The organism is Thermomonas flagellata (genome assembly GCF_022419185.1).
GTDB classification, from domain to species: domain Bacteria; phylum Pseudomonadota; class Gammaproteobacteria; order Xanthomonadales; family Xanthomonadaceae; genus Thermomonas; species Thermomonas flagellata.
Genome location: NZ_JAJOZK010000001.1, coordinates 430,806 through 443,015 on the forward strand (window position 1 = coordinate 430,806; position 12,210 = coordinate 443,015).

Consider the following 12,210-nt stretch of genomic DNA (forward strand, 5'->3'; position numbering starts at 1 on the left):
CGGCGCGGCGGTCAGATCTTGCCGACCAGGTCCAGCGACGGCTTGAGGGTCTTGGCGCCCTCGTTCCACTTGGCCGGGCACACTTCGTTCGGATGCGCGGCCACGTACTGCGCGGCCTTCAGCTTGCGCAGGGTCTCGCTGACGTCGCGCGCGATCGCGTTGTCATGCACTTCCATGGTCTTGATCAGGCCATCGGGGCTGACGACGAAGGTGCCGCGCAGGGCCAGGCCCTCCTCGTCGATGTGCACGCCGAAGGCGCGGGTCAGCTGGTGGGTGGGGTCGCCGACCAGCGGGAACTTGGCCTTGCCCACCGCCGGGCTGGTCTCGTGCCAGACCTTGTGCGAGAAGTGGGTGTCGGTGGTGATCACGTACACCTCGGCGCCCAGCTTCTGGAACTCGGCGTAGTGGTCGGCCGCGTCCTCGATCTCGGTCGGGCAATTGAAGGTAAAGGCGGCCGGCATGAAGATCAGCACCGACCACTTACCGGCCAGGTCCTTGTCGGTCACTTCGATGAACTTGCCTTCGCGGTAGGCATGGGCCTTGAAGGCCGGGATGCGGGTGTTGATCAGCGGGCGGCGCTGACCTTCGAGGGTGTTTTCCAGCAGCGACATGGGGCCTCCTCTACTGCAGGCAGGGATGGATGGACGGGGATCGGGCAGCGGATGCTGCACTGCGCAAACGTTAGCGGCGGTGATTGATCGATTCAATGCAGAAAAATCTATTGAATTGATTGATAAAATCTTTCATTAACCGAATTCCGCATCAATTCCGGCAATAAATATGGATGAATGCGGGTTATCTCTGAACATCGACGAGGATGCCATGCCTGCCACGGTGGCCGAGCTGCTTCGCATTCAGGCTGATGCGATCGATCCTGTCGATCGCAGGAGGCTGCTGGCCCATGCCCTGGGGCAGTCCGCCAGCTGGCTGTATGCGCATGCCGATGCGATCGTCGCGGCGCCGGTCGCCGCGGCCTACCGGACCTTGCTGGCGCGCCGGCAGGCGGGCGAGCCGGTGGCCTACCTGACCGGGCGGCAAGGCTTCTGGAGCCTGGACCTCGAGGTCGGCCCGGCGACCCTGATCCCGCGCCCGGAGACCGAGCGCCTGGTGGAACTGGCACTGCAGCGCCTGCCCGCCGATGCGCCGCTCGCGCTGGCCGACCTCGGCACCGGCAGCGGCGCGATCGCACTTGCCCTAGCGTGCGAGCGGCCGCGGGCGCGCATCGTCGCCACCGATGCCAGTGGTGAGGCGCTGGCGGTGGCGCGGCGCAATGCGCAGCGCCTGGGTCTGGGCCGGGTCGAGTTCCGCCAGGGCGACTGGCTGGCGCCCTTGGCGGGCGAGCGCTTCGACCTGATCGCCAGCAATCCGCCCTACATCGAACGGGGCGATCCGCATCTGGCGCAGGGCGACCTGCGCTTCGAGCCCCCGGCCGCGCTGGCTTCCGGCGCCGACGGGCTGGACGCGCTCCGCGCGATCGTGCGCGAGGCTGGCCGCCACCTGCAGCCGCGCGGCTGGTTGCTGCTCGAGCACGGCTGGCGGCAGGGCGCGGCGGTGCGGGCGTTGCTGCAGGCCGCGGGCTTCGCCGAGGTCGCCACCGAGCGCGATCTGGAGCAGCGCGAGCGGGTGACCCTCGGGCGCTGGCCGGGCGCATAGCGCGTCAGGCTGCGCGGGGCGGCGATGGGGCCGCGTGCGCGGGCCGGCTAGAATCGCGCCGATTCCGCCACTCCCGGAGCTCCACCATGCGCCGCCTGTATCCCGAGATCGCGCCCTACCGCAGCGGCATGCTCGCGGTGGACGCGCGCCACACCCTGTACTGGGAGGAGTGCGGCAATCCCGACGGCAAGCCGGTGGTGATGCTGCACGGCGGGCCGGGCGCCGGCTGCAGCGCCAACATGCGCCGCTTCCACGACCCGACGAAGTACCGGATCGTGCTGTTCGACCAGCGCGGCGCCGGGCGTAGCACGCCGCATGCCGATCTCAGCGACAACACCACCTGGCACCTGGTGGCGGACATCGAGGCGCTGCGCGCGCACCTCGGGATCGACCGCTGGCAGGTGTTCGGCGGCAGCTGGGGCTCGACCCTGGCGCTGGCCTACGCGCAAACCCACCCGCAGCGCGTCACCGAGCTGGTGCTGCGCGGCATCTTCCTGCTGCGGCGCTGGGAGCTGGAATGGTTCTACCAGGAGGGCGCCAGCCGCCTGTTCCCGGATGCGTGGAAGCATTTCCTCGCGCCGATCCCGCCAGTCGAGCGCTGCGACCTGATCGGCGCTTACTACCGCCGCCTGACCTCTGACGACGAGGGCGTACGGCTGGCCGCAGCGCGCGCCTGGAGCATCTGGGAGGGCGGCACCAGCTACCTGCGGATCCCGGCCGACTATGCCCAGACCCACGGCGACCCCGCGTTCGCGCTGGCCTTCGCGCGGATCGAGAACCACTATTTCGTCAACGGCGGGTTCTTCGAAGAGGAGGGCCAGCTGCTGCGCGACGCGCACCGGCTGGCCGGCATCCCCGGGGTGATCGTGCATGGCCGCTACGACGTGGTCTGCCCGCTGCAGAACGCGTTCGACCTGCACGCGGTGTGGCCGCAGGCGCAGCTGCACGTCAGCCCGACCGCCGGGCACTCCGCGTTCGAGGAGGAGAACGTGGACGCGCTGGTGCAGGCGACCGACCGCTTCGCCGCCTGAGGCGTGCTCACGGGCAGGCGCGCGGGCGCCCGTCCGGCTCGTGTTCCAGCAGCCACAGCCCGGCCCAGAGCTTGAGGTCGAGCTCGTAGCCCTCCGCGCGCTTGCGCATCAGCCAGGCCGGCGCGTCCCGGCGTGGCACCGCGTGCACGGTGATGCGCTCGTTGTCGATGCCGCCGCCGTCGCCCACCCGCTCCAGTTCGCTGGCGCGCACGAAGGCGATGCGTTCGCTGGTCAGGCCGGCGCTGGTCGGCCCGACCAGCAGCACGTCCAGCCGTCCGGGCGCCCAGCCGGTCTCCTCGATCAGCTCGCGGCGCGCGGCGTCCAGCAGGCTGTCCTCGGCCTGCTCGTCGCCGACCAGGCCGGCCGGCATCTCGATCGTGCGCGCGCCCAGCGGGATGCGGTACTGCTCGACGAACAGCACCTCGTCGGCCGGGGTGGCGGCGAGGATGATCACCGCCATGCCCTCGCCGTGCACGCGCTCGCACGATTCCCAATGGCCGATGCGCACCAGCCGCAGCCAGTCGCCCTGGTACAGGATCTGCCGGTCCTCGCTCATGCCGCGATCCTAGCGCAAGCGGATGACCGCCTGCGGTCGGTGCGGCGCGGCGTAGGCGAGGGTGTGGCGGGCGCGGCTAGCCGACCAACCCGGCGGCTTCGGCCAGCCGGCGGCGGGTGAGCGGGCCGAAGCCGACCCAGTCGGCCAGCGCGTCCAGTTCGCCGGGGTCGCCGCCGTGGCGGCGGAAGTCGTGCCGGCAGCGGGGCGTCCCGCGCGACCGTGGTCAGCTGCCGCCACAGCCGGGCCTGGGCGTGCTGTTCGCGCAGTCGCGCGGCCAGCTGCGCGGCCCCGCGCAGGCGCAGGAACGGGACTTCGTCGAGGCGTTCCAGCAGCGCCTCCAGCGACCCGAAATGGGCCAGCAGCACCGCCGCCGACTTCGGCCCGATGCCGGTGACGCCGGGGATGTTGTCCACCGCGTCGCCGGTCAGCGCCAGGTAGTCGGCGATCTGGTGCGCGTGCACGCCGTGCCGCGCCTTCACCCCGTCCGCGCCCCAGCGCTGGCCGCGGGCGAAGTCGTACTGCTCGTCGCCCGGCTGCAACAGCTGCGAGAGGTCCTTGTCGGCGGACACGATCACGCTGCGGAAGCCGCGCGCGCGCGCGCGGTGGGCGGCACTGCCGATCAGGTCGTCGGCTTCGTAGTCGGCATGCGCCAGGGTTTCCAGCCCCAGTGCCCGGCACAGCCCCTTGCACCAGGCGAACTGGCGGCGCAGCGCGGGCGGGGCCGGCTCGCGGTTGGCCTTGTAGGGCGGGTACAGGGCGTGGCGGAAGCAGGAGTCCAGCGCCTCGTCGAAGGCGATGGCGATGTGGGTCGGGCGCTCGCGTTCCAGCAGTTCCAGCAGGAAGCGGGCGAAGCCGTGGACCGCGTTGGTCGGCCAGCCGTCGGCGTCGTGGAACGCGTCCGGCAGCGAATGCCAGGCGCGGAACACGTACAGCGAGGCATCCACCAGGTGCAGGGTGGGCGCGGCCATGCGCGGGTCGGCGGCGGCGGGCACGGCGCGGCTCAGGCGCGCCAGTCCGCCAGCAGGCTGGCCGGGTCCGGGCGCTCGCGCTCGGGCGCGGCGACCTGCGGGGTGCCGATCGCGATCGTGCCGGCCAGCGCCTCGTCCGCGGCCAGCCCCAGCGTGCCTTCCAGGAACGGGCGGTCGTAGGCCAGCCAGCCGGTCAGCCACTGCGCGCCGAAACCCTCGGCCTGCGCCGCCTGCAGCAGCAGCAGGCAGACGCAGGCGGCAGTGGCGCGGCGCTCCACCTCCGGGATCTTGGCGTCCGGTCCCAGCCGCGTGACCACGGCCAGCGTCAGCGGCGGCAGGGTGAAGCGGGTCCGCAGCTTGTCCTCCGCGGCGGCGCCGGCGTCCGGCTCGCGCTGGCGCAGGCGCGCGACCGCGGCCTCGGCCAGCGCCGCGCGGGCATCGCCGGCGATGCGCAGGAACCGGAACGGCACCCGCTTGCCGTGGTCGGGCACGCGCACGGCGGTGCGCAGCAGGCGCAGCAGCTGCGCGTCGTCGGGACCGGGCGCGGCCAGTTGCCGGGTCGGCACGGAGCGGCGGGTATCGAGGTCGGCGAGGGACAGCATGGGCGATCCTGTGCTGGGGACGGCATGGTAGCCGCCGCATTCGGTAGGATGCGGCAAACACGGCAAGCGGGGACGACGATGGCGGTAATCGTGGGCGTGGCGCGGGAGACGGCGGCGGGCGAGCGCAGGACGGCGCTCACCCCGGAGACCTGCCGCAAGCTGGTGGCGGCCGGGTGCGCGGTGCAGGTGCAGCCGGGAGCGGGCGCCGGGGCGTTCTTCGCGGACGCGCTGTATGCCGAGGCCGGGGCCGAACTGCGCGAGGATGCGCTGGCCGCGGCCGACCTGGTGCTGTGCGTGCAGCCGCCGCCGGCCGCGGCGATCGCCGCGCTCAAGCCCGGCGCCGCGCTGGTCGGGCTGCTGCAGCCGCAGGCGGATGCGGCGCGCGGCCAGGCGATCCGGGAGCGCGGCATCGTGGCCTTCCCGCTGGAACGGTTGCCGCGCACCACCCGCGCGCAGGCGATGGACGTGCTCAGCTCGCAGGCCGGCATGGCCGGCTACAAGGCGGTGCTGATCGCGGCGGAACTGGCGCCGCGGTTCTTCCCGATGCTCACCACCGCGGCCGGCACCATCCGCCCGTCCAAGGTGCTGGTGATCGGCGCCGGCGTCGCCGGGCTGCAGGCGATCGCCACCGCCAAGCGCCTCGGCGCGCAGGTGGAGGGCTTCGACGTGCGCCCGGAGACGCGCGAGCAGATCGAATCCCTGGGCGGGCGTTTCCTCGACCTCGGCGTGTCCGCCGCCGGCGAGGGCGGCTACGCGCGGGCGCTGACCGACGAGGAGCGCGCGCTGCAGCAGCAGCGGCTGGCCGCGCACCTGCAGGGCATCGACGTGGTGGTGTGCACCGCCGCGGTGCCGGGGCGGCCGGCGCCGAAGATCCTCAGCGCGGCGATGGTGGCCGGCATGGCGCCCGGCAGCGTGATCGTGGACCTGGCGGCGGAGACCGGCGGCAACTGCGAACTGACCCGCCCCGGCGAGCGGGTGGAGGCCGGCGGCGTCACCATCGCCGGGCCGCTCAACCTGCCCTCGCTGGGCGCGCGCCATGCCAGCGAGATGTACGCGCGCAACCTGTACAACTTCGCCATGCTGCTGCTCAAGGATGGCGCGCTGGCGCTCGACTGGGACGACGAGCTCTTGGCCAAGACGGTCTGGCCGGAGCGCGCGCCCGCGGCCTGAGCCCGCCGCCGCGGCGCGGCCGGTTACTCAGTCCTGCGCGGCGGGGCGCGGCGGCGCCGGATGCGCCTGCAGCCACTGCTGGCGCTGCGCCGGGCCCATCTGCCGCCACTGCTCGAGGAAGGCGCGGCGCTGCTCGCGCGGCAGGTCGCGCAGGTAGTGGAACAGCGCGCGCGCCTCCTCGCGCTGGTGCGCCTGCATGTGCTCCCAGCGCTCGATCCCGGCGCGCGCCCGCGCCCGCTCCTGCGGCGGCATCGCCTGCCAGCGGCGGGCGCGTTCGAGCATGCGCGCGCGGTCGTCCGGGCTGGCGTTCCAGCGGTCGCGCAGGGGGGCGATCAGCAGCTCGCGCTGGGCCGGGGTGAGGCGATCCCAGTCCGGCAGCGGCGCGCCGGCGGCCGGCGCGGGCGGTGCGCTCTGCGCCAGCGCGGCCAGCGGCGCCAGCAGCAGGCTCAGCAACAGGAGGCGGGAGGGGCGGCGGACGGTCGGCATGGCATCACTCCATCGCCAGGCGGCGGGCATCGGCGGAGCCGAGCCAGGCGAAGAATTCGGGATCCTGGTCGAGCAGGGTGTCGGCGCGCGGGCGCGCCAGGGGCGTGGCGGGCGCGGACGTGGCGGGCGCCGTGGTGGTGGCCGCCGCGTCCGCAGTGGCCAGGGCCGCGACCGGGGCTGCCGCGCCGGGCGCGGGCGCGCGGTGCAACTGCAGTCCGAGCGCGAGTGCGCCGGCCGCGGCGAACGCCGCGACCGCCGGCCGCCAGCGCAGGGCCGGCGCGGGGCGGGCCGCCTGCCCGCGCAGGGCGGCGGCGCGGCGCTGCGCCAGCTGCGCGCGCACGCGCGGCGACAGCGCGCCCAGCGCCTCGGCATGGCGCGCACGCAGGGCGGCGTCGAACAGCAGGTCGCGGGCGGCGGCGTCGGACGATGGGGAGCGGGTCATCGGAAATCCTCCAGGCGTTGCTGCAGCGCTTCGCGCGCGCGCGACAGATGGGTCTTCACCGACCCCTCGCTGCAGCCCATGATGCGGGCGGTAGCGGCCACGTCCAGCTCCTCCAGCACGCGCAGGGTGAAGGCCTCGCGCTGGCGCGGCGGCAGCTCGCGCAGGGCGGCGCGGATGCGCGCCCAGGCCTCGCGGCCGGCATGCTGGCGCGCCGGATCCGGGCCGGCTTCGTCGGCCCAGTCCGGCTCGCTGCCGTCGGCGTCCGGTGCCGGCCGCAGCCAGCGCAGGCGCAGCAGGCCGCGGCGCTGCAGGTCCACGATCCGGTGGCGCAGGATGCTCCAGAACAGCGGCGTCCATTCCGTCGGCGGGCGGTCGCGGTAGCCGAGCATCTTCAGCATCGCGTCCTGGACCGCATCGAGCGCGTCCTCGCGCTGGCGCAGGGCCAGCTCGGCGAAGCGGAAGGCGCGCGCCTCGATCCCGGCCAGGAACTGCTCGAGCGTCTGCGGGCCGGCGGCAGCGGGGTCGGGCGGGGCATCCATCCGGGGCAGGGTAGCGGGGGCGAGCGGGCTGAGCAGCATGCGGGCGGCCGTGGTTGCTTGCGGATGAAACGCAAGGCGGCCGCCGCGGTTGACAGCCCCCGGCGCGACCCGCTCCATGGTTATGATGCGGTCAGTCCGATGGGGAGGCCGAACGTGGGCGACGGATTCGTGGCGCTGTACATCTTCATGCTCGCGGCGATCGCCGGGCACGTCATCATCAGCCGGGTGCCGGTGATCCTGCATACCCCGCTGATGTCCGGTTCCAACTTCATCCACGGGATCGTGCTGATCGGCGCGATGGTGGTGCTCGGGCACGCCGACACCCCGGCCGAGCAGGTGCTGGGCTTCGTCGCGGTGCTGCTGGGCGCCGGCAACGCCGCCGGCGGCTACGTGGTGACCGAGCGCATGTTGGAGATGTTCAAGTCCAGCAAGCAGGAGGGCGGCAAGTGAGCGTCCTCACCCTGGTCAAGCTGAGCTACTTCGTCGCCGCCACCCTGTTCCTGCTCGGCCTGCAGCGCATGGCCAGCCCGAAGACCGCGCGCAGCGGCATCCAGTGGGCGGGCGTGGGCATGCTGCTGGCGACCTTCGCCACCTTCTTCCTGCCGGGGATGCACAACCTGGCGCTGATGGCGGTGGCCATCGTGCTCGGGGTCGCGCTGAACTGGGTCTGGGGCCGCAAGGTGGCGATCACCGACATGCCGCAGATGGTGGCGCTGTTCAACGGCATGGGCGGCGGCAGCGCGGCCGCGATCGGCGCGATGGAACTGGTGCGCTGGAGCGCGGCGGGCCGGGCCGACAGCCGGGTGGCGGCGGTGCTGGCGGTGGTCGGCGCGCTGATCGGCGCGGTCTCGCTGACCGGCTCGGTCATCGCCTGGGCCAAGCTCGACGGGCGCATGGACAAGCGCTACACCTTCCCCGGCCAGCAGTGGTTCAACGCGCTCGTGGCCGTCGCCGCGGTGGTGTGCGGGGCGATGGCGCTGCACACCCTGGCGCTGCCGTGGATCGTCGCCTTCTTCGTGCTGGCGCTCGCGCTCGGCGCGCTGATGACGCTGCCGATCGGCGGCGCCGACATGCCGGTGGTGATCTCGCTGTACAACGCCTTCACCGGGCTGGCGGTGGCGTTCGAGGGCTACGTGCTCGGGATCGACGCGCTGATCATCGCCGGCACCATGGTCGGCGCGGCCGGCCTGCTGCTGACGCGGCTGATGGCCAAGGCGATGAACCGTTCGGTCAAGAGCGTGCTGTTCTCCAACTTCGGCGGCACGGCCGGCGGCGGGCAGGCGATCGCCGGCAGCATGAAGCCGATCGAGGCGGCCGATGCGGCGGCGATGATGGCCTATGCCGAGCGGGTGGTGATCGTGCCCGGCTACGGCATGGCGGTGGCGCAGGCCCAGCACAAGATCTGGGAGCTGGCGCAGCGCCTGATCGCGCGCGGGGTCAAGGTGAAGTTCGCGATCCACCCGGTGGCCGGGCGCATGCCCGGGCACATGAACGTGCTGCTGGCCGAGGCCGGCGTGCCCTACGACCTGATCGCGGACATGGACGACATCAACCCGGAGTTCCCCAACACCGACGTGGCGCTGGTGATCGGCGCCAACGACGTGGTCAACCCGGTGGCCAAGACCGATCCGTCCAGCCCGATCTACGGCATGCCGATCCTCGACGTGGTCAGCGCGAAGAACGTCATCGTGATCAAGCGCGGCAAGGGCACCGGCTTTGCCGGGATCGAGAACGCGCTGTTCTACGCCGACAACACGCGCATGCTGTACGGCGACGGCGCGGAGATGGCCAATGCGCTGGTCAGCGAGCTGAAGGCGCTGGACGGCGGCCACTGAGGCCGAGCCCCAGCGCCAGCCCCAGCGCCAGCAGGTACAGGCCCGCCTGCAGCGGGCCGTTGGCCAGCCGCGCCAGCTGCCAGGCAAACCAGGGCCCCATGTGCAGGGCCGATTCCCACGGGCGCTGGTCGAACGCCTGGCCGATCTGGCCGGCGGCGATGCCGTAGTTGGCCAGCACCACCACCAGCGCGGTGGCGGCGGTGGCCAGCAGCGCGCGCGCGGGGCCGGCGCGCCAGCCGGCCACCGCCAGCAGCCAGACCATGTCCAGCGCCGCCAGCGGCGCCAGCCATGCGCCGACCACGTCGAACGCGAGCGCGGTCAGCACCCAGAACGCGGTGAAGCCGAGCAGGCCGAGCACCAGCAGCGGCAGGGCATACCAACGCGGGGCGGGCGGGGTCGGCAAGGCGGGCGGGGCGGCGGCGGGGCGCGGCAGGATAGCCGATCGCCCGCCGCCGCGGGCGGGGCCGCCGGCCCCGCCCGGCGTCGCTTCAGAAGCGCACGCGCAGCAGCACGCCGTAGCTGCGGTCGCGGCCGGCGATCACGGTCGGGATGCCGAACAGCAGCCCGGTGTTGCCGGCGTCGATCAGGTACTTCTTGTTGGCCAGGTTCTCGCCCCACACCGACAGGTCCCAGTGCCGGCCGAAGCGCACGCCCGCGCGCAGCCCGACCAGCCCGTAGCCGGGCTGGTACAGGTTGGGCTGGTTGGCGTCCTCGAAGTACACCCCGGAGCGGTAGCTGTAGCCCGGGCGCAGGTACAGGCTGGTGCCGCCGTCGAGCGGGATCGTCCAGTCCATGCCCAGCGCGAGGGTGTTCCTCGGCATCAGCCGGAAGCGGTTGCCGGCCAGCTGCTGCGGGCGGCCGCTGCCGTCGAAGGCGTTGAAGCCGCCGTCGATGTAGGCGTAGGTCAGCCACGCCTGCAGGTCCGGATCGATCCGCCAGTACAGCGAGGATTCCAGCCCCGCGGCGTGCGCCTTGCCGGCGTTGGTGGTGACGAAGAACGGCGGCGGCGTCGGGTTCTGCACCGAGGCCTGGAAGTTGGTGTAGTCGTAGTAGAACACCGACAGGTCGTACACGAAGCGGCCGCCGAGGGCGTCGCCCTTCAGCCCCAGCTCGTAGTTCCACACGATCTCGGCCGGGATCTCGCTGGTGCCGAGGTCGCTGACGTTGATCATGTTCGGGCGGCGCCCGCGTGAGACGTTGGCGTAGGCGTTCAGGTGCTCGTCGATGCGCCAGCCCAGCACCGCGCGCCCGACCCAGGAATTCCAGCGGCCGCGCCCGTACAGCCAGCCGCTGGTGGCCGGGAACAGCAGGTTCGTGCACGGATTGGGCAGGGCGCAGATCGGCACCGTGCGCCCGGAAAGGAAGTAGCCCAGCGCCGAGCCGTTGCCGGCATCGGCGTGGTAGCCGTAGGTGGCGTTCTCGTGGGTGGCGCGCACGCCGACGGTCAGCGACCAGGCGTCGTTGAACTTCCAGGTGCCGTCGGCGAACAGGTCGAAGCTGCGGATCTTGGCACTGTTGCCGAAGCGCTCGCGGTGGTCGGGGTTGAGCGGCAGCGGCAGCAGCCCACCGCCGGGCAGCGGCAGGGCCAGCGCGCCGACCGCGGTGTTCGGGCTCAGGTCCGGCTTGAGCAGCGGCACCACCGGGAACAGCCCGCCGGACGCGGCGTTCAAGAGCGGCGAGAACAGCGCGTACAGCTGGCGCTCGTCGCCCTGGTAGGCGAGGTCGCGCTTGGCGGTCTCCTCGAACCAGGAGCCGCCGAGGAAGCCGCTGAAGCGGCCGCCGTCGTCGTAGTTCAGGCGCAGCTCCTGGCTGAACTGGCGGCCGCTGGCGTCTTCGTCGAATTCGATCAGGTCCGCCTGCGAGCCGTCGGCATCGAACTTGTCGGTGCTGTCGAAGCGGCGCCAGCCGGTGATGGTGGACAGGCTCCAGCTGTCATTGAGGAACACGTTGCCGAGCAGGGTTGCGCCGTACACGTCGCGGTCGGTGCCGAGCGCGCGCCCGCGCTGGTTGTTGGCCACGTACGGGTCGAGACTGCCGCGGGTGTTGGGGATCACCTGGCTGCGGAACGCGGTGCCCGGCGGGGTGTCGTGCTGGTAGTTCAGGATCAGGTCGAAGTCGGCGCGGTCGCCGGCGGCGAAGTGCAGCGAGGCGCGCAGGGCGCGGGTGTCCTTGCCCTGCAGGGTGCCGCCGTCGAGGTTGCGCACGTAGCCGTCGCGCTTCTCGTAGAACGCCGCGATGCGGCCCTGCACGCCCTCGCCGAGGTCGGTGTTGTAGACTCCGGTGAACTTGCGCCAGGCGTCGCTGCCCAGGCCCAGCTCGAAGCCGCCGCCGGTGCCCGGCACCGCCTTGTTCTGGATCAGGTGGATCGCGCCGATCTCCGCGGCGCGTCCGAACAGGGTGCCCTGCGGGCCACGCAGGACCTCCACCCGCTGCATGTCGAACATCTCCACCGAGGAGCCGCGCGCGCGGCTGATCGACACCCCGTCCTGGAACAGCGAGATGCGCGGCTCCTGGGTCGGATCGTCGAGGTCGGCGGTGATGCCGCGGATCGAGATGCTCGGGTTGGTCACGCTCTGGGTGCGCACCTCCAGGCCCGGGATCAGCGAGCCCAGGTCGCCGTAGTCCTGGATCCCCTGGCGCTGCAGGAAGTCGCCGGTGTAGGCGCTGATCGAGATCGGCACCTCCTGGATCTGCTGCTCGCGCTTCTGTGCGGTGACCACGATGCGGTCCAGTTCCTTGGCCTCCTTGCCGGCGGCGGGCTTCGCCTGCGCTGCGGGCGCCTGCTGGGCGTGCGCGCCGGCGGCGGCGAGGCCGGCCAGCAGGGCGAGGGCGAGGACGTGCGGGCGCGCGCGGCGCGCGGCGAGCGGTCGGGACATCGGCAATCTCCGCGGGAGTCGGTCGGGCGCGGCGGCGGGCCTCCCTCCCGCG

14 protein-coding genes are annotated in these 12,210 nt (G+C 72.7%); 5 read left to right on the forward strand and 9 right to left on the reverse strand.

The features are described from left to right. Positions 1-11: 11 nt before the first annotated feature. Positions 12-611: an alkyl hydroperoxide reductase subunit C gene (gene ahpC, locus ML340_RS02040; RefSeq protein WP_240096149.1), complete on the reverse strand. Its 600-nt coding sequence runs from the start codon at positions 609-611 to the stop codon at positions 12-14. Positions 612-807: 196 nt separating this feature from the next. On the opposite strand from ahpC, the gene prmC reads away from it, so the two are divergent. Then, positions 808-1,653 (forward strand): peptide chain release factor N(5)-glutamine methyltransferase, encoded by an 846-nt coding sequence (prmC, locus tag ML340_RS02045; protein WP_425608254.1) that lies wholly within the window; start codon positions 808-810, stop codon positions 1,651-1,653. Between the two features lie 86 nt (positions 1,654-1,739). Then, a complete protein-coding gene (gene pip / locus ML340_RS02050; RefSeq protein WP_240096151.1) occupies positions 1,740-2,684 on the forward strand; it encodes a prolyl aminopeptidase in 945 nt (314 codons plus the stop codon). 7 nt (positions 2,685-2,691) lie between these two features. On the opposite strand, the gene ML340_RS02055 is transcribed toward pip, so the two are convergent. The 3 genes from ML340_RS02055 to ML340_RS02065 are packed head-to-tail and all read right to left on the reverse strand — an operon-like array spanning position 2,692 to position 4,810. Beyond that, on the reverse strand, positions 2,692-3,240 hold the full coding sequence (locus ML340_RS02055) for an NUDIX hydrolase (protein ID WP_240096153.1): 549 nt from the start codon (positions 3,238-3,240) through the stop codon (positions 2,692-2,694). Then, positions 3,237-4,208 (reverse strand): 5'-3' exonuclease, encoded by a 972-nt coding sequence (locus ML340_RS02060; RefSeq protein WP_425608255.1) that lies wholly within the window; start codon positions 4,206-4,208, stop codon positions 3,237-3,239. Before ML340_RS02060 ends, ML340_RS02055 begins: the two co-directional genes overlap by 4 nt. A 32-nt stretch (positions 4,209-4,240) precedes the next feature. After that, complete coding sequence (locus ML340_RS02065) at positions 4,241-4,810, reverse strand: nitroreductase family protein (RefSeq protein WP_240096155.1); 570 nt, start codon at positions 4,808-4,810, stop codon at positions 4,241-4,243. Positions 4,811-4,888: 78 nt separating this feature from the next. Between ML340_RS02065 and ML340_RS02070 the strand changes: the two genes are divergently transcribed. After that, the gene (locus tag ML340_RS02070; protein WP_240096157.1) at positions 4,889-5,980 is read left to right on the forward strand and encodes an NAD(P) transhydrogenase subunit alpha; all 1,092 of its coding nucleotides are present in this window, start codon (positions 4,889-4,891) and stop codon (positions 5,978-5,980) included. Between the two features lie 27 nt (positions 5,981-6,007). Here ML340_RS02070 and ML340_RS02075 read toward each other — a convergent pair whose 3' ends face one another. The 3 genes from ML340_RS02075 to ML340_RS02085 are packed head-to-tail and all read right to left on the reverse strand — an operon-like array spanning position 6,008 to position 7,486. Next, positions 6,008-6,466 carry a DUF3106 domain-containing protein gene (locus ML340_RS02075; RefSeq protein ID WP_240096159.1) on the reverse strand — a complete coding sequence of 153 codons (459 nt, stop codon included), beginning with the start codon at positions 6,464-6,466 and terminating at the stop codon, positions 6,008-6,010. Between the two features lie 4 nt (positions 6,467-6,470). Further along, entirely contained in the window at positions 6,471-6,908 is a 438-nt protein-coding gene (locus ML340_RS02080) for a hypothetical protein (RefSeq protein WP_240096161.1), read from the reverse strand. Continuing rightward, positions 6,905-7,486, reverse strand: a complete 582-nt coding sequence (locus ML340_RS02085) for an RNA polymerase sigma factor (RefSeq protein ID WP_425608250.1) — start codon at positions 7,484-7,486, stop codon at positions 6,905-6,907. Before ML340_RS02085 ends, ML340_RS02080 begins: the two co-directional genes overlap by 4 nt. Positions 7,487-7,600: 114 nt before the next feature. Between ML340_RS02085 and ML340_RS02090 the strand changes: the two genes are divergently transcribed. Both ML340_RS02090 and ML340_RS02095 read left to right on the forward strand, forming a co-directional pair. Next, the gene (locus ML340_RS02090; RefSeq protein WP_240096165.1) at positions 7,601-7,897 is read left to right on the forward strand and encodes an NAD(P) transhydrogenase subunit alpha part 2; all 297 of its coding nucleotides are present in this window, start codon (positions 7,601-7,603) and stop codon (positions 7,895-7,897) included. Further along, on the forward strand, positions 7,894-9,282 hold the full coding sequence (locus ML340_RS02095; protein WP_240096167.1) for an NAD(P)(+) transhydrogenase (Re/Si-specific) subunit beta: 1,389 nt from the start codon (positions 7,894-7,896) through the stop codon (positions 9,280-9,282). The genes ML340_RS02090 and ML340_RS02095 overlap by 4 nt, the downstream gene beginning before the upstream one ends. Here ML340_RS02095 and ML340_RS02100 read toward each other — a convergent pair. Both ML340_RS02100 and ML340_RS02105 read right to left on the reverse strand, forming a co-directional pair. Further along, positions 9,248-9,685: a hypothetical protein gene (locus ML340_RS02100; protein ID WP_240096169.1), complete on the reverse strand. Its 438-nt coding sequence runs from the start codon at positions 9,683-9,685 to the stop codon at positions 9,248-9,250. The genes ML340_RS02095 and ML340_RS02100 overlap by 35 nt on opposite strands. Positions 9,686-9,770: 85 nt before the next feature. After that, the gene (locus ML340_RS02105; RefSeq protein WP_240096171.1) at positions 9,771-12,158 is read right to left on the reverse strand and encodes a TonB-dependent receptor; all 2,388 of its coding nucleotides are present in this window, start codon (positions 12,156-12,158) and stop codon (positions 9,771-9,773) included. Positions 12,159-12,210 lie beyond the last annotated feature (52 nt).